Source organism: Ensifer sp. 22521 (assembly GCF_052044795.1).
GTDB lineage: Bacteria > Pseudomonadota > Alphaproteobacteria > Rhizobiales > Rhizobiaceae > Ensifer.
The window spans coordinates 306,359-326,662 of sequence record NZ_JBQENM010000002.1; the positions used below are offsets into that span (position 1 = coordinate 306,359).

Sequence of the window (20,304 nt, forward strand, 5' to 3'; positions counted from 1 at the left end):
TTCAGGTTTCCTGTTGCGGCTCGGCGTCCTCGACGGTGTCGCTTCTCGCTGCGGCCTCCTGCCGCTGCAACACCCGGTCGCGCCCGGAGACGGCGAGCAGATCGGCGATGCGCCAGATCACGTGGTCTTCCATTTCGCTGCGTTTGCCGTCGGCATAGACGATATCCCAGAGCATGCCGACGAGTTCGATGCGCTGTTCCTCCGAGAGGTGGCGCTTGAGCTCGGCGGTGAACTGGTAGTAATCGATCGCCTCGCTTTCGGCAGTCTTGCCCGCTTCGATCAGCGCGGCAAGCGAGGCATCGTCGAGCTTGTAGTGTTGCTTGATGACCGATCGCATCTTGCGCCGTTCGGACGCAAGGATCCGGCCGTCGGCTTCCATGACCTGGAAACAGAGGGCGATGACCGCCACGCGTGGATCGCCGTGCTCTATCCGCGTCGCCGGGCCGGTCAGGCCGTCGAGAAACGTCCGTAAGCGTTCAAACATGTATTCTGCCACAGCCCCTTGAGAGTTCAGAACAGTCGGAAACTAGCCTTTTCCGGCGCCTTCTCGCCGGTAGCTGGATCGCGCACGCCGGGATCATCCGGCGGACGGCCGAAGAAGGGATCAGGCATGTGCTCGCCGTTGGTAACCTCTTCCTTCTCCGTCTTCTTGACCGGAGTCTTGTCGGCGATCGGCTCGGACGGTTTGCGCTCCGTGACCTTGATCGGTTGCGGTTCCCGTTCGGCCTCGAGGATGACGGGCGCTTCGCTGCGGCGGGCTACGGGGGCCGGTTCATGCGCACGCGGCTCCGCGGCCACCGGCGGCAGACTGCGGATCGCTTCGTCGGCATTCGATTGGTCGTGGTCGACGGTCGCCGAAAGCGTATGCGGCGGCGCTTTCCATTCGAACGCATCGAGCCGTCCGCTGACGGGCGAGACCGGCAGCCAGGTCGGCGACGTCACGCCGTCGGCAGTCCAGGCCGGATCCCGTGGGCTGCGCAGGGCCTGCGCCATCCAGTGGCGGATGCGGCCCTCGTCGCCGGTGTCGGCTTCTTCTATGTCGGCGAGCAACAGGAAGACGCTCTCGGTCGGATCGAGCCTGGCGGCGGCTTCCGCCTTGGTGCGGGCCAGAAGCAGTTCGCGCGCTTCGAGCGCGGCCTCGGCGACAGCTGCCATCGCCACGGCATTGTTGGGCCTGAGGGCTTCAAGTTTGCGCGCCCGCTTCAACCGGTCGACGGCGGTGTCGCCGCCGCGGGCACGCACGTAAAGCCGCGCCACGTCCGGGTGAGGCTCGTGCTTCCAGTTTTTCTCCAGGATCGAGGTCCCCTTGCGCAGGTTGTCCTCGCGAAACAGCGCCTTGGCGGCCGTCAGCGCCGCCGGCACCAGATGTTCGTCGAGCTTCAGTGCCGCAAGCGCATCGTCGCGGGCACCCTTCACGTCGCCGTCGAGCTTTGTGATCGCTCGGGCGGTCAAGAGCACCGCCCTCTTACGGTCGGCCTCCTTGCGTTCGACCACATGGGCGGCGCGGCTCTTGTCGAGAAGACGCAGAGCATCGTCCCACTCCCCAGCCTGGCTCTGGCTGTCGAGCGTCGCGAGAGCCGCCCATGGCAGATGCGGTGCTTTCTCGGCGGCGCGTTCGGCATATTGCCGGGCGGCCTCGTGGGCACCGAGGCGCTTGGCTTCGAGGTAGAGGCCGCGAAGCCCGAGTTCGCGGGTCTCCGGATCGTCGGCCATCAGCTCGAACTTGCGGCGCGCGTCGTCGTACTTGCCTTCGATGAGGGCGGTTTGCGCTTCGAGCAGGTGGATCAACGGCTCCTGGTCGGCGCTGATCAATCCGCGGGTGCGGGCGGTCATCTTGCGGGCAAGATTGGCGTCGCCGGCGCCGGCAGCGATCAGGCCGGTCGAAAGCGCCTGGTAGCCACGGTCGCGCTTGCGGGCGCGGAAATACCGGGTGACGGTGTGGGGCGAGAGCCAGATGGTGCGTACCAGCCAGACGGCGATCAGCACGGCCGCGATCAGCGAAATCAGCAGTGATGCGGCGCGCATCAGGCTCATCTCGATGAGCTGACCTTGCCAGACCAGCGAAAGTTCACCCGGTCGGTCCGCGAGCCACGCGAAGCCGAGGCCGAGACCAAGCACGATCAGGATGAAAATCAGAATGCGGATCATATCTGGTTCCCTCAGATCACGATGATTTTGGGTCGCCGACCCAAAGTCATAGACATGATCGTTTTCCATAAGTTAGAGCGGGATGCGGGCGGAAAACCGCATACACTTTTCCTCATCCGCTCTAGCCCTCTGTGCCCGGCTTTGCCATCGTCGCGGCGACGGCGGCATCGATCGCGGCTTCGACACGCAGACGCTGGTCGAGCTTGGCCTTGAAGGCCTCGCCCGCCGGTTTGGCGGCATCCGGCAGGCCATCCCACTCCAGGGCAGCGCCCTTGAGATCGCCATTGTTCAGCTTGTCCTCGATGCGGGCAATGACGGCTTCGGGCGTTTCACCCTCGACGCTGCCGACAGGGCGTACGCGAATGCCGGACATGGCGCTGGACACCAGCCGGTCGAAGATGCCCTCGTTCGGATCGGGTTGATTGAGGGCGTCGAGCATGGCGTCGGCCGTCTTCGGGAACTCGCGCCGTAGATCGGAGCGGGTCGGCACGCCGACCTGAGCGTCCTGGGCCAGAGCGGCGACGGCCTGTTCGTCCGGTGCGATGCTGCGCAGCGCGTCGAGTTCGGCGAGGAAGGGGCCGCCGCGATCGATTGCCGACTTCAGCGCGGTGACCGCGACCGCCTTAGCCATCTGGATGTCGTTGACCGGCTCGTTGAGTTTCTGCTCTGCGGATTCGATGCGGCTCGTCAGTTCCGCCTTCTCCGTTGTCGCCGTCTGCTGGGCGTCGGCGAGTGTCGTCTTCAGCCCTGCTAGTTCCTTGGTAAGGTTGTCGATCTCCGCCTTCAGCGTTTCGACCTCGGCACTCGGCGCGCCGTTCGTGCCGGGTTGGGCGGCTGATTGTTCGAGGGCGGCGATGCGGCCTTCGAGCGCCGTGTTGTCGACGACTGCGGCGGTCGTGGGCAGTGCTGCGACCTGATCGCGCAGTGCCTGCAGTTCGCTGGAGATGTTCTGCTCGACGCCACGCTCAGGGCCAAGTCCGGGGACGATGCCGGCATATTGCAGGCCGCCAAAGCCGAGCAGCGTCACAAGGCCACCGAGGATACCGGCGGCGAGCGCGCCGGAGTTCGACACCGGTTTCTGTCGAGGCGCCGGTTCCGTCTCCTGTGCCGCGTGCGGCGGTTCTTCGGCGAAGACGGCTGCGGCCGCGTCGGCACGCTGCTCCTCGATCTCTTCTTCCAGGCGCGATCCGGCGGCGCTGTCATCGCTGCTGTCCGTTGCCGTCTCATCCGCCTTGGCGTCGCTTGTCGGACTTTCGCTTGCCACGTCCGTCACCGTCTCGCGGGTTGTTTCGGCCTCAGCCGGTTCCGCAACGGTTTTTTCCGCTTCGAGGTCGATCGTCAGCGGTTCCTTCTCGGACTTCGAGCGGCGCGGCGGGTTTTCCGATACCATGGTGACCTCTTACCGTTGGTTCCTGTCGGCTCTTCTCCCAAACCTAGTCAGCCCGAACGGTGAGGGAAAGCCCCTCCGTTTCGATTTTGGCTGAATCGGCCCTGGAGTGACGTGGAATGCGGGCGGAAAACCGCCAACATTTTTCTTCATCCCATTTTAGATCAAACTAAAAAGGTTTTCTTCGTCGGGCTTTGCGGCAATCTGCGCCATGACGTTGCTTGGCAGCGCCTCGGCGACGGCAGCGCTCAGGCAGAGATAGCGCGGGCTGAAGGACGCAGCGTCCAGACAGCCCTCCAGCAGCAATGCCGCCAGGCGTCGAGCCGTCTCGCGGGAATAGAGCAGAACGGCGTCGGGCCGGCCGGTTTGCACGAGATCCCGTAGCGTGTCAGGCGGGTGTGCGATCGGTTCCATGCGGTAGCATTCTACCGTTCTATGAGTGATGCCATGATGCCTGAGGGCGGCCTCGAGACCATCGGAGCGCGGAGAGCCGGTCAGGTAGAGCAGCGGCTGTTTCGGCAAGGTGCCGACGGCCGAAACAATCAGCCCGGCCAGCGCTTCGCCGGTGCCATCGCCGATGCGGAGATCGGTGAAGCCAAGTTCTCGTGCTGCCCGCGCAGTCGCCTCGCCGACGCAGAAGCATGGGGTTTTCAGATGCTTTTCCATTTCGCCGCCCAGAGCGGCGAGGACCCGAACCGCTTCGGCGCTGGTCAAGACAATGGCTGCAAACGGTATGTCTAGCGCTGCTTCGGCAACGGCGGTCAGATGCATGGCCCGCATCAATGGCAGGAGGATCGGCTGGTGGCCGGCAGCCTCCAGCCGACGCGCAGTCGCCTCGGCGGCGGGAAGCGGCCGGGTGACGAGCACGCGCATCGGCTCAGGTCCAGCTTGCAAAGAAGCCCGGGCCGGCCTTGGCGCGGATTTCCTCGCCCGCCTTTTTGCCGAGCGCTTCGGCGTCGGTGGCCTTGCCTTCGATCGTGACGCGATGATGGGTCTGGCCATCGGGCGTGAGGATCATGCCGGAAAAACTGAGATGGGTGCCATCCGAGGTGGCGAGGCCGGCGATCGGCGTGCGGCAGGAACCGTCGAGCGTCGCGAGGAAGCCGCGCTCGCAGGTAACCGCCTCATGGGTGCGCGGATCGTCGACGGCGGCGAGCAGGTCGTTGATGCGGCTGTCGCCGACCCGGCTTTCGATGCAGATCGCGCCTTGCGCCGGGGCCGGCGGGAAATCGGCCGGGTCCAGCAGTTCGGTTGGAACGTCGGTCATGCCGAGCCGCTTCAGCCCGGCATAGGCGAGCAGCGTTGCATCGACCTGGCCCTCGGCGAGTTTTCTCAGCCGCGTTTCCACCTGGCCGCGATAGGTGATGACGTGGAGATCCGGCCGCAGCCGGCGGATCAGCGCCTGGCGGCGCAGCGACGAGGAACCGACAGTGGCGCCTTCAGGCAGTTCCATCAGTTTCGGTGCCGTGCGGCCGATGAAGGCGTCGCGAATGTCCTCGCGCGGCAGGAAGGCGGAAAGACAGAGCCCGTCCGGCAGCTTCGTCGGCATGTCCTTGGACGAATGCACGGCGAAATCGAGTTCGCCCGACAGCAATTGCTGCTCGATCTCCTCGGTGAACAGGCCCTTGCCGCCGATCTCGGCGAGCGAGCGGTCGGTGATCCGGTCGCCCTTGGTCGAGAGAATGACGACCTCGAACATTTCCGGCGCCAGACCATGCGCCGCTGCGAGGCGATCGCGCGTTTCATGGGCTTGTGCGAGCGCCAGCGGACTGCCGCGCGTGCCGATCCGGAAAGGTTTTGTTTGCATCAAAGGCTATCCATTGTTACCGGAGTTCCGTGTACCCACCTTTCGGTGCGACCGCAATCTTTGAGTATACTCTGATGTCTCCGCCCCTGCGCATCCTCGGCATAGAAACAAGCTGCGACGAAACCGCCGCTTCCGTTATTTTGCGCGATTCCGACGGCAAGGGTCACATTCTCGGCGACGTCGTTCTGAGCCAGCTGGAAGAGCATAGCGCCTATGGCGGCGTGGTTCCGGAGATCGCCGCGCGCGCCCATGTGGAAGCGCTCGACACGCTGATCGAGGAGGCGCTGCTGCGCGCCAGCGTCACGCTTGCCGACATCGATGCGATCGCTGCGACAAGTGGTCCCGGTCTGATTGGCGGCCTGATCGTCGGGCTGATGACCGGCAAGGCGATCGCGCGCGCGACCGGCAAGCCGCTCTACGCCGTCAACCATCTCGAAGGCCACGCGCTGACGGCGCGGCTGACGGACGGACTTTCCTTTCCCTATCTGATGTTGCTCGTCTCCGGCGGCCATACGCAGCTTATCCTCGTCAAGGGCGTCGGCGAATACGAGCGCTGGGGCACGACGATCGACGATGCGCTTGGCGAGGCCTTCGACAAGACGGCGAAACTGCTCGGTCTTGCCTATCCGGGTGGTCCGGCGGTCGAGCGTGCGGCGCTCGCCGGCAATCCCCAGCGTTTCGATTTTCCGCGCCCGCTCGTCGGTGACGCCCGGCTCGATTTCTCCTTCTCGGGACTGAAAACGGCGGTGCGCCAGGCGGCGCAATCGCTGGAGCCCGTGACGGAGCAGGACATCGCGGATATCTGCGCTTCCTTCCAGCGTGCGATCTCGCGCACGCTGAAGGATCGCGTCGGGCGCGGGCTGAAGCGCTTCAAGGCGGAACACGCGGGCGTGGCGCGTCCGGCCCTGGTGGTTGCCGGCGGCGTTGCCGCGAACCAGATGCTGCGTTCGACGCTGCAGACCCTGTGCGCTCAATCCGGTTTCGACTTTATCGCGCCGCCGCTTTCGCTTTGCACTGACAATGCCGCGATGATCGCCTGGGCCGGTGCGGAGCGCCTGGCGGCGGGCATGGTGGCCGATGGCCTCGACGTTGCGCCGCGCTCGCGCTGGCCGCTCGACGCCCAAGCGCAGGCACTGCTCGGCTCCGGCAAACGCGGCGCCAAGGCATGATGCCAGAATGTGACGGATAAAGAATGAGCGAAACCTCCAAGATCGGGCCGAAAATCGTCGTGGTTGGCGCTGGCGCCTTTGGCACTGCCTTGGCTGCGGTTGCGGCCTCGGCGGCAGGCAGCGACGTGACGTTGCTCGCCCGTCGGCAGGAGATTGCTGAAGCGTGCCGCAATACCGGTCGCAACGAGGATGCCCTGCCGGGCATCGATCTGCCGCCGGCGCTGAAACATACGGCGGATGTCTCCGTTCTCGCCGAAGCCGAAGTCGTGCTGTTCGCCATGCCGTCTCAGGCGCACCGTGATGCGGCGCGGCAATATGGCCCGCAGATCAATGCAGCCGCTACGATCGTCACCTGTGCCAAGGGCATGGAGCAAGCGACCGGCCGGTTGCTGACCGACGTTCTGGCGGAGGAATTGCCCGGTCGTTCGATCGGCGTGCTCTCGGGTCCCGGTTTCGCCGCAGATATCGCCAAGGGCCTGCCGACTGCGATGGTAATCGCTGCCGCCGATGCTCAAACGGCGACGATGCTGGCAGAGGTGCTTTCAGGCCCGACCTTCCGGCTCTACCCGTCGCAGGATCGCATCGGGGTGCAGCTCGGCGGCGCGCTCAAGAACGTGCTGGCGATTGCCTGCGGCATCGTCGAGGGTGCGGGTCTCGGCGATTCCGCCCGCGCAGCGCTGATCTCGCGCGGCCTTGCCGAGATGTCGCGCTTCATTGCCGCCGAGGGTGGTGAGGCCGACACGGTGCGCGGCCTCTCGGGTCTCGGCGATCTCGTGTTGACGGCCACCAGCCACCAGTCGCGCAATTTGCGCTTCGGCATCGCGCTCGGCCAGAACGGCCGCGCCGATGGGGGCAAGGGCGAGCTGGTCGAAGGCGCCTTTGCCGCGTCGGTCGCCGCGCGCGTCGCCCATGATCTCGGCGTCGAGATGCCGATCACCGAAGCGGTGGCGGCGATTATCGACGGCAAGCTCGATGTCCGCACCGCACTCGAACAATTGATGACACGCCCGATCACCCAGGAATAATCCGGTAGCGGGGTGCGCAAAAGTGTAAAGCGGTTTTCCGCTCGCATCCCGCGCCAAACGACAACTTCAGGAGGAAGCATGCTCTTCGCACTTCATTGCACCGACAAACCCGGCGCGCTGCAGCTTCGGCTCGATACCCGCCCCGATCATGTCGCCTATCTCAACGATCTCAACGCCAAGGGCATTCTAAAGATCGCGGGCCCGTTCCTGGGTGACGACGGCAAGCCGACCGGCAGCCTGGTGATCGTCAAGGCCGAGACCATCGCAGAAGCCCGCGCCATTGCCGAAGCGGATCCCTATGCCAAGGCGGGCCTCTTCTCCGATGTCGAGATCAAGGCCTTCAACTGGGTCTTCAACAATCCGGAGGCCTGAGACGCGATGGCGCATTGGCTCTACAAATCCGAACCGGTCAAGTGGTCCTGGCAGATGCAGAAGGATGCAGGCGCCAAGGGCACCGAATGGACCGGCGTGCGCAACTATCTGGCGCGCAACAACATGCGGGCGATGCAGATCGGCGACAAAGGCTTCTTCTACCACTCGAACGAGGGTCTGGAGATCGTCGGCATTACCGAGGTCTGCGCGCTTTCGCATCCGGATTCGACTGCCGAGGGTGACGCCCGCTGGGATTGCGTCGATATCCGCGCTGTCACCGACATGCCGCGTCCGGTGACATTGAAAGAGATCAAGGACAATCCGAAGCTCGCCAAGATGTCGCTCGTCACTTCCATGCGCCTGTCGGTGCAGCCGGTGACCGAGGACGAATGGATCGAGGTCTGCCGCATGGGCGGGCTCGACAATCCTCCGCGGTAATCTTGTTTTTCCGCCTATCCTGAAACCGCTTTCGCCTTTCGGATAGGCTCGGAGAGTTTTCGTGAAGACCGATCCGGAAAGTTTCATCCTCGCCAATACCGGCGTGCTTTCGCCGCCTCACGTGCCGGAGGTGCGCCTGCATCTGGCAACCGAGGCGCATGAGCTCTGGCTGAAGACCGAGGAGGAATTGCAGGAAATCGGCCTGCCGCCGCCGTTCTGGGCCTTTGCCTGGGCCGGCGGGCAGGGGCTTGCCCGCTACATCCTTGATCATCCCGAGACGGTGCGCGGCAGGCAGGTCGTCGACTTCGCCTCCGGTTCGGGCTTGGTAGCAATCGCCGCGATGAAGGCGGGGGCGGCATCGGTTCTTGCCGCCGATATCGATCCCTGGGCGAAAACGGCGGTCCGGCTCAATGCCGAACTCAACGGCGTCGCCCTTTCCTATACGGACGAGGACGTGACCGGTCGCGAACTTGGGGCCGATGTCTACCTCGCCGGCGACGTCTTCTACGACAAGGCTTTTGCCGACCGGCTGAAACCGTGGTTTTCGGATCTGACGGCGAAAGGGGCGACAGTGATCGTCGGCGACCCCGGCCGTTCCTATTGCCCGCGCGAGATGATGACGGCCCTTGCCACCTACGAGGTTCCCGTGACCCGCGCGCTGGAGGACAGCGAGGTCAAGTGCACGACGGTCTGGCGCTTCGGGGGCACTGCGAACACGGACAGTTGACAGCCCAAAGGCCTTCGATTCCAATCCCCGCAAAAACGGGGGAACGAACATGGTATTTGCGGGCATGAACTATCTGGCGGTGCTGATCGCCGCCATTGCGGCCTTCGTCATCGGCGCGATCTACTACGGCGTTCTCGGCAAACGCTGGATGAAGTCGGCGCGCATCGATCCCGCGGCTGCGCAAATGTCGCCGGTTCTCTTTGCCATTTCCTTCGTCTCGGAACTGGTGATGGCGACCATGGTCGCCGGCGTCGTCGGCCACCTCGGGCCGGGCGAGGTCACGCTCGTCAACGGCGTCGTCTCGGCCTTCTTCCTTTGGCTCGGCTTCGTCGCGACGACCCTCATCGTCAACCATCGCTACCAGGGCTTCGGTTGGGACCTGTCGCTGATCGACGGCGGACACTGGCTGCTGGTGCTTCTGGCAATGGGCGCGATCATCGGCGCCATGGGCGTGTGATGCTGAGCCGGTCGGTGACTTCGCCTCGCGGGCGGCCGCTCGCATGAGGAGAACGCCAACACGCTGACGAGCGTTATCCGACCTCTGCTAGATCGAGGCGCGTGTGACGCGCTCGACAAGATGCGCCCGCGCGGCACTTGAGAATGTCCAGTCCGGAAGTGATTTGCTTTCAAGCGCCTCTTTTAAGCCGGCCTCCGAATTGCATGTCAGCAATAGCCGCAAGCCGTGGCGCTTGATCAATTCCACCAGACGCAACGACCGTTCATCGTCAGAGAGCGGGTATTCAAGGTTCAGCAGCTTCTTGCACAGTTCGCGCGAGTGGGCGGGCAGAGTCTCTTCGAGCCTGAAGCGGTGTCTCCATGGTATTCTTTGGGTTGTGGCACTGTCGAGATCGCTCGGATGACCACAGAAAAGTTGAGGTAATACTGGGGGCCGAACTGCGACCTTTGGACGTTTACGATCAGAACGGTTTCGTCATTTTCGAGATACCAGCTTGATGACTTTCTCCTGAAGCCAAGTGGCTTCAACAGCGACGACACGGCATCAGCGACGGGGTTTGCTACAGGCATTTGGACGAAATGGCTCCAGACGGGCTCATAGCCGCGGTTTCCCGCGAATCCGTGACATGAACTAACGCCGGATCACACAGACGCCGTGTTCATAGGCGCAGGAGCCGTTCATCGTCTGCGGCGTGACATTGATGATCTTGCCGCGTCTGGTCTGCGGCGGCGATTCGGACTGCCCGTCGTCGGCATAGCCATAGTCGCCTTCCTGGTTGAAATAGATGCCGTTGCCGAGATCCACATAGGCGGAAATGCCGCCGACATAGGTGCCGATGCCCGGGATGGTGTCTGGATATTCATCGCCGCCATAGTAGCCCTGGCGATAGTCGCGGCGCTGGCCACCGGACGTCCAGATCTCGCGGCCGGCCCTGTCGCGAACCCATCCGCCGCCGCTTCCCCAGTGCTCGGCATAGCGGCCGGGATATGGGCGATACTGCGGGAGGCGAACATGCCGCGTGCGTGTCTCGACTTCCGGCAGTCCATTGGCGATGCGTGGTCGACCATCGTGGCGACGGCCTCCGGACGTCCAGATGTCGTTGCCTGCCCTGTCACGAACCCATCCGCCGCGATGCTCCCAGCGCCCGGTGTAGGGGCCGGGATAGGGGCGATATCGGGGAAGGCGAACGTGCCGGGTGCGGGTGTTCACGTCCGGCAACCCATCGTTGGCCATCCAGTCGCGACGGTGCATGCGATTGCGGTTCCAGCCGTTGCGGTAGCCCATGCCGCCAAACTCGTAGCGCGGACCGGGGCGACCTTGATACATGCGGACATGGTTGGTTCGTGTCTGAACGCCGCGTGCTCCGCCCCAGTCGCGGGCCTCCAAGGGGATGCAGGTGGTGACGATGACCAGGCCGGCGAGCGCTAGCACTTTGGTCGCATGGATTGCCTTGAACAGAGTCATTCTGTTCGCCCTCCGGAGGACACTTAACAATTGGTTAAGATCACTCTCGCCCACTTTCGCGGGAAAGTCACGGAATTGCTTGGCTTTTTGCGGCTATCGTTAACGGATGCCCATGTCTCCGGCAGGCTGGAAAATGGCGCAATTCGTCTAATCGATTAAATTGATTTTGCACCGCAAACACACTTGTCGTTAAGCATTATGGTGATTAAAGGTCCGAATGACTGAATTGCGCACAATCAGGTGCGATACCGGACTAAATTCGTCCAGTTTTTTGGGCGAAAATCCGGGCATTCCGTGAGGTTCCGATGACGAATGTCACAAGAAGCCGGCCACTCTCGCCGCATCTTCAAATCTATAAGCCGATCCCGACGATGGTCATGTCCATTGTGCACCGCATCACCGGCGGCGCGCTCTACTTCGGCACCATCCTCGTTGCCTGGTGGCTGATCGCCGCCGCGTCGGGTGCGGCCTACTACGACTGGGTCAGCTGGCTGTTCGGCACGCTGATCGGCAAGCTGGTGCTCTTCGGCTACACCTGGGCGTTGGTGCACCACATGCTCGGAGGCTTGCGCCACTTTGCCTGGGATCTCGGCTACGGTTACGAGAAGCACTTCGCCACCAAGATGGCCAAGGCGACGATCATCGGTTCGGTGGCTCTGACGCTGCTGATCTGGGTTGTCGGCTATCTCGTCCGCTAAGAGGAAAGACACCCATGGATATGCGCACACCTCTCGGCAAGGTCCGCGGCCTCGGTTCGGCCAAGGAAGGCACCGATCACTTCTGGCGCCAGCGCCTGACGGCGGTCGCCAACGTTCCGCTGTTGATCTTCTTCGTCATCTTCCTCGTTCGCTACGCCGGTGCGCCCCACGCGGACGTCGTCGCCGCGCTTGCGAACCCCTTCGTCGCCGTCGTCATGGCTCTTGTCGTGCTCTCGGGCCTCATCCACATGCGGCTCGGCATGCAGGTGATCATCGAAGACTACGTGCATGGCGAAGGCATGAAGATCGTCCTTCTCATGCTCAATACATTTTTCACGATCGCGGTTGGTGGGCTCTGTCTCTTCGCCATCCTGAAGATCGCTTTTGCAGGGTAATTTCGCCATGGCATCGAACAGTTCACCCGCTGCAAACGGCAAGGCCTATGAATATGTCGATCACGCCTTCGACGTCGTCGTCGTCGGCGCCGGCGGCGCCGGTCTGCGTGCCACCCTCGGCATGGCAGAGCAGGGTCTGAAGACCGCCTGCATCACCAAGGTCTTCCCGACCCGCTCGCACACGGTTGCCGCCCAGGGCGGCATCGCTGCCTCGCTGCAGAACATGACGCCGGACAGCTGGCAGTGGCACCTCTACGACACCGTCAAGGGTTCCGACTGGCTCGGCGACGTCGACGCCATGCAGTATCTCGCCATGGAAGCGCCGAAGGCGGTCTATGAGCTCGAGCACTACGGCGTGCCCTTTTCGCGCAATGCCGAAGGCAAGATCTACCAGCGGCCCTTCGGCGGCCACATGCAGAACTACGGCGAAGGCCCGCCGGTTCAGCGCACCTGTGCTGCTGCCGACCGTACCGGCCACGCGATCCTGCACACGCTCTATGGCCAGTCGCTCAAGAACAATGCCGAGTTCTTCATCGAGTATTTCGCGCTCGACCTGATCATGTCGGATGACGGCCGCTGCACCGGCGTCGTCGCCTGGAACCTCGATGACGGTACGATCCATCGCTTTTCCGCCAAGATGGTGGTGCTGGCGACCGGCGGCTACGGCCGCGCCTATTTCTCGGCGACCTCTGCGCACACCTGCACCGGCGACGGCGGCGGTATGATCGCGCGCGCCGGCCTGCCGCTGCAGGACATGGAATTCGTCCAGTTCCACCCGACCGGCATCTACGGCGCGGGCTGCCTGATCACCGAAGGCGCACGCGGCGAAGGCGGTTACCTCGTCAACTCCGAAGGCGAGCGCTTCATGGAGCGCTACGCGCCCTCGGCCAAGGACCTTGCCTCGCGTGACGTCGTATCGCGCTGCATGACGATGGAAATCCGCGAAGGCCGCGGCGTCGGCAAGAACAAGGACCACATCTTCCTGCACCTCGACCACCTGGATCCGGCGGTCCTGCACGAGCGCCTGCCGGGCATCTCGGAATCGGCGAAGATCTTTGCCGGCGTCGATGTGACGCGCGAGCCGATCCCGGTTCTGCCGACGGTGCACTACAACATGGGCGGCGTGCCGACCAACTACTGGGGCGAAGTCCTGAACGCCGATGCCCAAAACCCGGAGCGCATCGCGCCCGGCCTGATGGCGGTGGGCGAAGCCGGCTGCGCCTCGGTGCACGGCGCCAACCGTCTCGGTTCCAACTCGCTGATCGACCTCGTGGTCTTCGGCCGCGCCGCTGCCATCCGCGCCGGCCAGGTGATCGACCGCAACGAGGCGGTGCCGGAGCTCAACAAGGCCGCCTGCGACCGGATCATGGACCGCTTCGACCGCCTGCGTAACGCCAATGGCAGCACGCCGACGGCGGTGCTGCGCGAAAAGATGCAGCGCGCCATGCAGGAAGATGCGGCCGTGTTCCGCACCCAGGAATCGCTGGAATCGGGCTGCAAGCGCATCTCGGCGATCTGGAAGGAGCTGCCTGATATCAAGGTCACCGACCGCTCGATGATCTGGAACTCCGACCTGGTCGAGACGCTGGAACTCGAAAACCTCATGGCCAACGCCATCACGACGATCTACGGCGCCGAAGCGCGCAAGGAGAGCCGTGGGTCGCACGCCCGCGAGGACTTCACCGAAGGCGCTCTCGGCGGCCGCGACGACGTCAACTGGCGCAAGCACACGCTTGCCTGGGTCAACGAAGCCGGCGACGTCAAGCTCGACTACCGCCCCGTTCATACCGACCTGATTGCCGACGGCATCGATCCCAAGAAGATCGAGCCGAAGGCGCGCGTCTACTGATCTTGAGGAATAAGCCACATGGTTGAACTCGCTCTCCCCAAGAACTCGCAGATGACGGAAGGCAAGGTCTGGCCGAAGCCGCAGGGCGCGACCAACGTTCGCGAATACCGCATCTACCGCTGGAACCCGGATGACGGCGCCAATCCGCGCATCGACACCTTCTACATTGATGTCGACGATTGCGGCCCGATGGTGCTCGACGGTCTGCTCTACATCAAGAACAAGATCGACCCGACGCTGACGTTGCGCCGCTCCTGCCGCGAAGGCATCTGCGGCTCCTGCGCCATGAACATCGACGGCACCAACACGCTCGCCTGCACCAAGGGCATGGACGAGGTGAAGGGCACGGTGAAGGTTTATCCGCTGCCGCACATGCCTGTCGTCAAGGACCTTGTGCCGGACCTCACCAACTTCTACGCCCAGCACCGCTCGATCGAGCCCTGGCTGAAGACGGTGTCGCCGACGCCGGCCAAGGAATGGAAGCAGAGCCACGAGGACCGCCTGAAACTCGACGGCCTCTACGAGTGCATTCTGTGCGCCTGCTGCTCGACCTCCTGTCCGAGCTATTGGTGGAACGGCGACCGCTACCTCGGTCCGGCCGTGCTGCTGCAGGCCTATCGCTGGCTGATCGACAGCCGCGACGAAGCGACCGGCGAGCGTCTCGACAATCTCGAGGACCCCTTCCGCCTCTACCGCTGCCACACGATCATGAACTGCGCCCAGGCCTGTCCGAAGGGCCTGAACCCGGCGAAGGCGATCGGCGAAATCAAGAAGATGCTGGTCGAGCGCCGCGTCTGACCGGCCGGATTGGAAACGAAGTTCAGGAGACGGCGAGCCTTGGCTCGCCGTTTTCTTTTTGATGTCATCGGTGAAACGGCGATCGACAATTCGTGATTGTGCCGCGGCGACAGGGGATAGGCAGTTGGCAATGTGGCGATAACCGCGCCGAGCATGCGTCTTGCAGCCGGGCTGTCAGGACGTTTCAATCCTGCAACAGGTCGCAAGGAATCGTCGTCGCTTGATTTGTCAGGTGGATTTGCTGTATTTCGGCCTATATTGTCGCGTTGCATCATGGTTCGCGGACACGAACAGGAGTAGGGATATGCGGGTTATTCATGCGGCGGCGGGGCTGGCAGTTGTGCTTGCGCTGACCGGATGCCAAAGAACATCGATGGGCGGTTTCGGTTCCCAGGATGTTTCACCCGCTCCCATCCAGGCCGCACCGGTTCCCTCGGTTTCGTCGAACCAGCTTCCGGCGCCGAGCGGCAACACCTCGCAATTCCCGGCTGCACCGGCGAGCGGCACGGCGATCGCCGGCGGCGGTGTTCAGCAGCCCGGCACGCAGGTCGCCGCGGCGGCGGGCGGCGGGCTTGACGTCACCAAGGAATCGATGGTCGGCAACTGGCGCGTATCGAGCGCCGGCTCCTCCTGTGACATGTTCCTGACGCTTACCAATCTCGGCTCCGGCTCGCGCGGCGGCACCCGCGGCTGCGCCGGCGAGCTGACGACCATGGGCTCCTGGGAAGTGGCCGGCAAGCAGGTGGTTCTGAAAGACCGCAGCGGCAACGCCATCGCCCGTCTCTACAAGACGGCCGACGCCCGGTTCGACGGCTCGACCAATGGCGGCCAGCCGGTCAGCCTCAGCCGCTGACGCTTTTCCAGCCCGGTCTCGCGCCGGGCTTTTGTTTTCCGGCTCCTCTCGGGTGAGACGTGCTCAATCCTGACGACAGTATCTACCGCAAGCTCGAAGCGCTCGTTACGAGTGGCGAGCGTAAGCGCGACCCCGCACAGTTTACGATTGCGCGGCGTTTCGATCATCTTTCCGCCGAGCTGCTCGCCAGCCGCCCGTCGCGCAAGACCAATGCGCTCGGCTGGCTGTTCGCCTCGCGCAAGAAGGACCATCCGCCGGTAAAGGGCCTCTACATCCATGGCGGCGTCGGGCGTGGCAAGACCATGCTGATGGACCTGTTCTTCGATACCGTGCCGATCCAGCGCAAGCGTCGGGCGCACTTCCACGAGTTCATGGCCGATGTGCACGAGCGCATCTACAAGCACCGCCAGAAGCTGAAGAACGGCGAGACGAAACAGGCCGATCCGATCCCGCCTGTCGCCTCGGAGCTTTTCGGCGAGGCCCGGCTGCTCTGTTTCGACGAGTTTTCGGTGACCGATATTGCCGACGCGATGATCCTTGGGCGGCTCTTCGGCGAGCTTTTCGCAAAGGGCTGCGTGCTGATCGCGACGTCGAACGTGGCGCCTGACGATCTCTATCGCGACGGCCTCAATCGCGGCCTGTTCCTGCCCTTCATCGATCTGCTCAAGGCGAATGCCGAGGTCATTTCCTTGGACACGGATACCGACTATCGCCTCACGAAGACGGACGGAAGTCCGGTGTGGCTTTCGCCGCTCGGCCCGGAGGCGGATGCGGCGATGGCGCGCGCCTGGATGCGGGAAACCCGCAACGAGGCTGTTGCTCCGGCCGAAGTGCCGCGCAAGGGCCGCAAGATCCATGTGCCGGCCGCCGCCGGCCAGAGCGCCCGCTTTGCGTTCGCCGATCTCTGCCAGCAGCCACTGGGTGCTGCCGATTATCTGGCGATCCTCGAGCGTTACTCGACGATCTTCGTCGACCACGTGCCGCATCTGGGACCCCATATGCGCAACGAGACCAAGCGCTTCATCCTTCTGGTCGACACGCTCTACGACAATGGCGCCCGATTGTTCGCGTCGGCCGCGGCCGAGCCACAGGATCTCCTGACCCAGAAGAAGGGTACGGAAGGCTTCGAGTTCGACCGCACGGTTTCGCGTCTGATCGAGATGCAAAGTGAGGAATATGCCGCCGAACACCCCGCCAATCGGACCGTTTCGTGACGCGGTTGTGACGGAAAGTCTTACGTTTACGTAAGACTTTTATGATCTAACCGATTGAAATTGCTTCATCCAAAAGTATCGTTTGATATTTTACCATTTGCCGTTTAATGGCTTTCGGCGAAGGTTTGGCGTTTGCCGCGTTTCAGGCCTTGATCATATTGGGATCACAAAGGAAGCACTTTCATGGCTCGCAACAAGATCGCACTTATCGGTTCAGGGATGATTGGTGGCACGCTGGCGCATCTCGCCGGCCTGAAGGAGCTGGGCGACATCGTCCTCTTCGACATTGCCGACGGCATCCCCCAGGGCAAGGGTCTCGACATCGGCCAGTCCTCCCCGGTCGAAGGTTTCGACGCGAACCTGACGGGTGCCAGCGACTACGCCGCCATCGAAGGCGCCGATGTCTGCATCGTCACCGCCGGCGTTGCCCGCAAGCCCGGCATGAGCCGCGACGATCTGCTCGGCATCAACCTCAAGGTCATGGAACAGGTCGGAGCCGGCATCAAAAAGTACGCTCCGAACGCCTTCGTCATCTGCATCACCAACCCGCTCGACGCCATGGTCTGGGCGCTGCAGAAGTTCTCGGGCCTGCCGAAGAACAAGGTCGTCGGCATGGCCGGCGTTCTCGACAGCGCGCGCTTCCGCCTGTTCCTTTCCCAGGAATTCAACGTTTCGGTCCAGGACGTCACCGCCTTCGTTCTCGGCGGCCACGGCGACACCATGGTGCCGCTCGCCCGCTACTCGACCGTTGCCGGCATCCCGCTGACCGACCTCGTGCAGATGGGCTGGCTCACCAAGGAGCGCCTCGAAGAAATCGTCCAGCGCACCCGTGACGGCGGCGCTGAAATCGTCGGCCTGCTCAAGACCGGCTCGGCCTACTACGCTCCGGCCGCTTCGGCGATCGAGATGGCGGAAGCCTACCTCAAGGACAAGAAGCGCGTGCTGCCCTGCGCCGCGCATCTGACCGGCCAGTACGGCGTCAAGGACATGTATGTCGGCGTTCCGACGGTCATCGGCGCCGGCGGCGTCGAGCGCATCATCGAGATCGATCTCAACAAGGCCGAGAAGGAAGCGTTCGACAAGTCGGTCGCTTCGGTCGCTGGCCTTTGCGAAGCCTGCATCGGCATTGCGCCGAGCCTGAAGCAGTAATCGCGTCGCGTTGAGCGGATGCTGGCATCCGCTCAACCTCTTTGTTTTTGCCGCATTTGTGCGACGGCAGGTGTTTCACCTGTCTGCAGAATGCTCCAGACAGGAAAAACACCATGAACATTCATGAATATCAGGCCAAGGCTCTCCTGAAGAGCTATGGCGCGCCGGTCGCGGAAGGTGTCGCGATCTTCTCCGCAGAAGAGGCAGAAGCCGCTGCCAAGAAGCTCCCGGGCCCGCTCTACGTGGTCAAGAGCCAGATCCATGCTGGCGGCCGCGGCAAGGGCAAGTTCAAGGAACTTTCCGCCGACGCCAAGGGCGGCGTTCGTCTTGCCTTCTCGATCGATGAAGCCAAGGCTCATGCCAAGGACATGCTCGGCAACACGCTCGTCACTGCGCAGACCGGCCCTGCCGGCAAGCAGGTGAACCGCCTCTATATCGAGGATGGCGCCGACATCGACCGCGAACTCTATCTGTCGCTGCTCGTCGACCGCTCGGTCGGCCAGGTTGCCTTCGTCGTTTCGACCGAAGGCGGCATGGACATCGAGGCTGTTGCGCACGACACGCCGGAAAAGATCGTCAACGTCGCGATCAACCCGGAAGCCGGCGTCACCGCCGCTGATCTCGCCAAGCTCACCTCGGCCCTGAAGCTCGAAGGCGAAGCCAAGGCTGATGCCGAAAAGCTCTTCCCGATCCTCTACAAGGCCTTTGTCGAGAAGGACATGAGCCTGCTCGAGATCAACCCGCTGATCGTCATGAAGAACGGCCGCGTGCGCGTTCTCGACGCCAAGGTCTCGTTCGACGGCAACGCGCTCTTCCGCCACGACGACATCAAGGCACTGCGCGACGAAACCGAAGAAGACGCCAAGGAAATCGAGGCCTCCAAGTGGGACCTCGCCTATGTCGCGCTCGACGGCAACATCGGCTGCATGGTCAACGGCGCCGGCCTTGCGATGGCGACGATGGACATCATCAAGCTCTACGGCAAGGAGCCGGCGAACTTCTGTGACGTCGGCGGCGGCGCCGGCAAGGAGAAGGTTGCGGCAGCCTTCAAGATCATCACCGCCGACCCGAAGGTCGAGGGTATCCTCGTCAACATCTTCGGCGGCATCATGAAGTGCGATGTCATCGCTGAAGGTGTCGTTGCGGCCGTGCAGGAAGTCGGCCTCAAGGTTCCGCTGGTCGTTCGTCTCGAAGGCACGAATGTCGAGCTTGGCAAGAAGATCCTGAACGAATCCGGCCTGGCGATCACCGCCGCCGACGATCTGGATGACGCTGCCAAGAAGATCGTCGCCGCGATCAACGGCTAACTGAAGGACCAGACCTCATGTCGATTCTCGTCAATAAGAACACCAAGGTCCTCGTTCAGGGCCTGACCGGCAAGACCGGCACCTTCCATACCGAACAGGCGCTTGCCTATTACGGCACGCAGATGGTCGGCGGCATTCACCCGAAGAAGGGCGGCGAAACCTGGACCGGCTCCAAGGGCGAAACCCTGCCGATCTTCGCGTCGGTTGCCGAAGGCCGTGAAAAGACCGGTGCGGACGCATCCGTGATCTATGTTCCGCCGGCAGGCGCCGCGGACGCGATCATCGAGGCGATCGATGCGGAAATCCCGTTCATCACCTGCATTACCGAAGGCATCCCGGTTGCCGACATGGTGCGCGTCAAGGCTCGTCTCGACCGCTCCAAGTCGCGCCTGCTCGGCCCGAACTGCCCCGGTATCCTGACGCCGGAAGAATGCAAGATCGGCATCATGCCGGGCTCGATCTTCCGCAAGGGTTCGGTCGGCATCGTTTCGCGCTCCGGTACGCTGACCTATGAAGCCGTGTTCCAGACCTCCAACGAAGGCCTCGGCCAGACGACGGCCGTCGGCATCGGCGGCGACCCGGTCAAGGGCACCGAGTTCATCGACGTGCTGGAGATGTTCCTGGCGGACGAGGCCACGACCTCGATCATCATGATCGGCGAAATCGGCGGCTCGGCCGAAGAGGATGCGGCGCAGTTCCTCATCGACGAAGCCAAGAAGGGCCGCAAGAAGCCGATGGCCGGCTTCATCGCGGGCCGTACCGCGCCGAAGGGCCGCACCATGGGTCACGCCGGCGCCGTCGTTTCCGGCGGCAAGGGCGATGCGGAATCCAAGATCGCTGCGATGGAGCAGGCAGGCATCCGCGTGTCGCCGTCGCCGGCCCGTCTCGGCAAGACGCTCGTCGAAGTCCTCAAGGGCTGATCGCAAGACTTCTGTCCGGGCCGGACCATTCCGGTCCGGACAGCGTGCCTGCCGCGTGTTTCCTTGGCTGATTGAAGATCAGGATATGCGGCAATCTACTGCCACGGCGATCCCGGCGCGTCCCTTT

At 63.4% G+C, this 20,304-nt stretch carries 22 protein-coding genes; 15 read left to right on the forward strand and 7 right to left on the reverse strand.

Annotation, left to right across the window (positions count from 1 at the left end; translation table 11 throughout):
• Position 1 precedes the first annotated feature (1 nt).
• From ACTJKE_RS03575 to hemC, 5 genes are all read right to left on the reverse strand, one after another.
• Positions 2 to 484 (reverse strand): TerB family tellurite resistance protein, encoded by a 483-nt coding sequence (locus tag ACTJKE_RS03575; protein WP_057254984.1) that lies wholly within the window; start codon positions 482 to 484, stop codon positions 2 to 4.
• A 26-nt stretch (positions 485 to 510) separates the two neighbouring features.
• Positions 511 to 2,148 (reverse strand): heme biosynthesis protein HemY, encoded by a 1,638-nt coding sequence (locus tag ACTJKE_RS03580; RefSeq protein WP_112995685.1) that lies wholly within the window; start codon positions 2,146 to 2,148, stop codon positions 511 to 513.
• A 121-nt stretch (positions 2,149 to 2,269) separates the two neighbouring features.
• Complete coding sequence (locus ACTJKE_RS03585) at positions 2,270 to 3,538, reverse strand: COG4223 family protein (protein ID WP_112995686.1); 1,269 nt, start codon at positions 3,536 to 3,538, stop codon at positions 2,270 to 2,272.
• Positions 3,539 to 3,694: 156 nt separating this feature from the next.
• Entirely contained in the window at positions 3,695 to 4,408 is a 714-nt protein-coding gene (locus ACTJKE_RS03590) for a uroporphyrinogen-III synthase (protein WP_113132358.1), read from the reverse strand.
• 4 nt (positions 4,409 to 4,412) lie between these two features.
• Positions 4,413 to 5,342 carry a hydroxymethylbilane synthase gene (gene hemC / locus ACTJKE_RS03595; RefSeq protein ID WP_112995688.1) on the reverse strand — a complete coding sequence of 310 codons (930 nt, stop codon included), beginning with the start codon at positions 5,340 to 5,342 and terminating at the stop codon, positions 4,413 to 4,415.
• 74 nt (positions 5,343 to 5,416) lie between these two features.
• Here hemC and tsaD point away from each other — a divergent pair, with 74 nt between their 5' ends.
• From tsaD to ACTJKE_RS03625, 6 genes are all read left to right on the forward strand, one after another.
• On the forward strand, positions 5,417 to 6,511 hold the full coding sequence (gene tsaD, locus ACTJKE_RS03600; protein ID WP_112995689.1) for a tRNA (adenosine(37)-N6)-threonylcarbamoyltransferase complex transferase subunit TsaD: 1,095 nt from the start codon (positions 5,417 to 5,419) through the stop codon (positions 6,509 to 6,511).
• A 23-nt stretch (positions 6,512 to 6,534) separates the two neighbouring features.
• A complete protein-coding gene (locus ACTJKE_RS03605) occupies positions 6,535 to 7,536 on the forward strand; it encodes an NAD(P)H-dependent glycerol-3-phosphate dehydrogenase (RefSeq protein WP_112995690.1) in 1,002 nt (333 codons plus the stop codon).
• 78 nt (positions 7,537 to 7,614) lie between these two features.
• Positions 7,615 to 7,908: a YciI-like protein gene (locus ACTJKE_RS03610; RefSeq protein WP_058325702.1), complete on the forward strand. Its 294-nt coding sequence runs from the start codon at positions 7,615 to 7,617 to the stop codon at positions 7,906 to 7,908.
• Positions 7,909 to 7,914: 6 nt separating this feature from the next.
• Positions 7,915 to 8,346, forward strand: coding sequence for an EVE domain-containing protein (locus tag ACTJKE_RS03615; RefSeq protein ID WP_058325701.1), 432 nt, complete (start codon positions 7,915 to 7,917; stop codon positions 8,344 to 8,346).
• Positions 8,347 to 8,407: 61 nt separating this feature from the next.
• Entirely contained in the window at positions 8,408 to 9,073 is a 666-nt protein-coding gene (locus ACTJKE_RS03620) for a class I SAM-dependent methyltransferase (protein WP_057254993.1), read from the forward strand.
• 49 nt (positions 9,074 to 9,122) lie between these two features.
• Positions 9,123 to 9,530, forward strand: coding sequence for a DUF1761 domain-containing protein (locus ACTJKE_RS03625; protein ID WP_440691186.1), 408 nt, complete (start codon positions 9,123 to 9,125; stop codon positions 9,528 to 9,530).
• A gap of 290 nt (positions 9,531 to 9,820) precedes the next feature.
• Here ACTJKE_RS03625 and ACTJKE_RS03630 read toward each other — a convergent pair whose 3' ends face one another.
• Together ACTJKE_RS03630 and ACTJKE_RS03635 are read right to left on the reverse strand one after the other, a co-directional pair.
• Positions 9,821 to 10,099: a DUF4304 domain-containing protein gene (locus ACTJKE_RS03630; protein WP_112995691.1), complete on the reverse strand. Its 279-nt coding sequence runs from the start codon at positions 10,097 to 10,099 to the stop codon at positions 9,821 to 9,823.
• A gap of 61 nt (positions 10,100 to 10,160) precedes the next feature.
• Entirely contained in the window at positions 10,161 to 10,994 is an 834-nt protein-coding gene (locus tag ACTJKE_RS03635; RefSeq protein ID WP_057254995.1) for a hypothetical protein, read from the reverse strand.
• Positions 10,995 to 11,299: 305 nt separating this feature from the next.
• On the opposite strand from ACTJKE_RS03635, the gene sdhC reads away from it, so the two are divergent.
• From sdhC to sucD, 9 genes are all read left to right on the forward strand, one after another.
• A complete protein-coding gene (sdhC, locus tag ACTJKE_RS03640) occupies positions 11,300 to 11,692 on the forward strand; it encodes a succinate dehydrogenase, cytochrome b556 subunit (protein WP_034802580.1) in 393 nt (130 codons plus the stop codon).
• Positions 11,693 to 11,706: 14 nt separating this feature from the next.
• Entirely contained in the window at positions 11,707 to 12,087 is a 381-nt protein-coding gene (gene sdhD, locus ACTJKE_RS03645; RefSeq protein WP_058321723.1) for a succinate dehydrogenase, hydrophobic membrane anchor protein, read from the forward strand.
• A gap of 7 nt (positions 12,088 to 12,094) precedes the next feature.
• On the forward strand, positions 12,095 to 13,936 hold the full coding sequence (gene sdhA, locus ACTJKE_RS03650; protein ID WP_057254997.1) for a succinate dehydrogenase flavoprotein subunit: 1,842 nt from the start codon (positions 12,095 to 12,097) through the stop codon (positions 13,934 to 13,936).
• A gap of 18 nt (positions 13,937 to 13,954) precedes the next feature.
• A complete protein-coding gene (locus ACTJKE_RS03655; protein ID WP_057254998.1) occupies positions 13,955 to 14,734 on the forward strand; it encodes a succinate dehydrogenase iron-sulfur subunit in 780 nt (259 codons plus the stop codon).
• A gap of 304 nt (positions 14,735 to 15,038) precedes the next feature.
• Positions 15,039 to 15,587, forward strand: a complete 549-nt coding sequence (locus ACTJKE_RS03660; RefSeq protein ID WP_057254999.1) for a protease inhibitor Inh/omp19 family protein — start codon at positions 15,039 to 15,041, stop codon at positions 15,585 to 15,587.
• 59 nt (positions 15,588 to 15,646) lie between these two features.
• Entirely contained in the window at positions 15,647 to 16,801 is a 1,155-nt protein-coding gene (gene zapE / locus ACTJKE_RS03665; RefSeq protein WP_057255000.1) for a cell division protein ZapE, read from the forward strand.
• Positions 16,802 to 16,984: 183 nt separating this feature from the next.
• The gene (mdh, locus tag ACTJKE_RS03670) at positions 16,985 to 17,950 is read left to right on the forward strand and encodes a malate dehydrogenase (RefSeq protein WP_057255001.1); all 966 of its coding nucleotides are present in this window, start codon (positions 16,985 to 16,987) and stop codon (positions 17,948 to 17,950) included.
• Positions 17,951 to 18,063: 113 nt separating this feature from the next.
• Entirely contained in the window at positions 18,064 to 19,257 is a 1,194-nt protein-coding gene (sucC, locus tag ACTJKE_RS03675; protein ID WP_057255002.1) for an ADP-forming succinate--CoA ligase subunit beta, read from the forward strand.
• A gap of 17 nt (positions 19,258 to 19,274) precedes the next feature.
• Positions 19,275 to 20,177, forward strand: a complete 903-nt coding sequence (gene sucD, locus ACTJKE_RS03680) for a succinate--CoA ligase subunit alpha (RefSeq protein WP_058321727.1) — start codon at positions 19,275 to 19,277, stop codon at positions 20,175 to 20,177.
• The last annotated feature ends 127 nt before the right edge of the window (positions 20,178 to 20,304 follow it).

What these genes read in the sequence shown, in the direction of transcription:
- ACTJKE_RS03575 (WP_057254984.1), bottom strand. Translation starts at nt 484, where the DNA reads ATGTTTGAACGCTTACGGACGTTTCTCGACGGCCTGACCGGCCCGGCG.
- ACTJKE_RS03580 (WP_112995685.1), bottom strand. Translation starts at nt 2,148, where the DNA reads ATGATCCGCATTCTGATTTTCATCCTGATCGTGCTTGGTCTCGGCCTC.
- ACTJKE_RS03585 (WP_112995686.1), bottom strand. Translation starts at nt 3,538, where the DNA reads ATGGTATCGGAAAACCCGCCGCGCCGCTCGAAGTCCGAGAAGGAACCG.
- ACTJKE_RS03590 (WP_113132358.1), bottom strand. Translation starts at nt 4,408, where the DNA reads ATGCGCGTGCTCGTCACCCGGCCGCTTCCCGCCGCCGAGGCGACTGCG.
- hemC (WP_112995688.1), bottom strand. Translation starts at nt 5,342, where the DNA reads ATGCAAACAAAACCTTTCCGGATCGGCACGCGCGGCAGTCCGCTGGCG.
- tsaD (WP_112995689.1), top strand. Translation starts at nt 5,417, where the DNA reads ATGTCTCCGCCCCTGCGCATCCTCGGCATAGAAACAAGCTGCGACGAA.
- ACTJKE_RS03605 (WP_112995690.1), top strand. Translation starts at nt 6,535, where the DNA reads ATGAGCGAAACCTCCAAGATCGGGCCGAAAATCGTCGTGGTTGGCGCT.
- ACTJKE_RS03610 (WP_058325702.1), top strand. Translation starts at nt 7,615, where the DNA reads ATGCTCTTCGCACTTCATTGCACCGACAAACCCGGCGCGCTGCAGCTT.
- ACTJKE_RS03615 (WP_058325701.1), top strand. Translation starts at nt 7,915, where the DNA reads ATGGCGCATTGGCTCTACAAATCCGAACCGGTCAAGTGGTCCTGGCAG.
- ACTJKE_RS03625 (WP_440691186.1), top strand. Translation starts at nt 9,123, where the DNA reads ATGGTATTTGCGGGCATGAACTATCTGGCGGTGCTGATCGCCGCCATT.
- ACTJKE_RS03630 (WP_112995691.1), bottom strand. Translation starts at nt 10,099, where the DNA reads ATGCCTGTAGCAAACCCCGTCGCTGATGCCGTGTCGTCGCTGTTGAAG.
- ACTJKE_RS03635 (WP_057254995.1), bottom strand. Translation starts at nt 10,994, where the DNA reads ATGACTCTGTTCAAGGCAATCCATGCGACCAAAGTGCTAGCGCTCGCC.
- sdhC (WP_034802580.1), top strand. Translation starts at nt 11,300, where the DNA reads ATGACGAATGTCACAAGAAGCCGGCCACTCTCGCCGCATCTTCAAATC.
- sdhD (WP_058321723.1), top strand. Translation starts at nt 11,707, where the DNA reads ATGGATATGCGCACACCTCTCGGCAAGGTCCGCGGCCTCGGTTCGGCC.
- sdhA (WP_057254997.1), top strand. Translation starts at nt 12,095, where the DNA reads ATGGCATCGAACAGTTCACCCGCTGCAAACGGCAAGGCCTATGAATAT.
- ACTJKE_RS03655 (WP_057254998.1), top strand. Translation starts at nt 13,955, where the DNA reads ATGGTTGAACTCGCTCTCCCCAAGAACTCGCAGATGACGGAAGGCAAG.
- ACTJKE_RS03660 (WP_057254999.1), top strand. Translation starts at nt 15,039, where the DNA reads ATGCGGGTTATTCATGCGGCGGCGGGGCTGGCAGTTGTGCTTGCGCTG.
- mdh (WP_057255001.1), top strand. Translation starts at nt 16,985, where the DNA reads ATGGCTCGCAACAAGATCGCACTTATCGGTTCAGGGATGATTGGTGGC.
- sucC (WP_057255002.1), top strand. Translation starts at nt 18,064, where the DNA reads ATGAACATTCATGAATATCAGGCCAAGGCTCTCCTGAAGAGCTATGGC.
- sucD (WP_058321727.1), top strand. Translation starts at nt 19,275, where the DNA reads ATGTCGATTCTCGTCAATAAGAACACCAAGGTCCTCGTTCAGGGCCTG.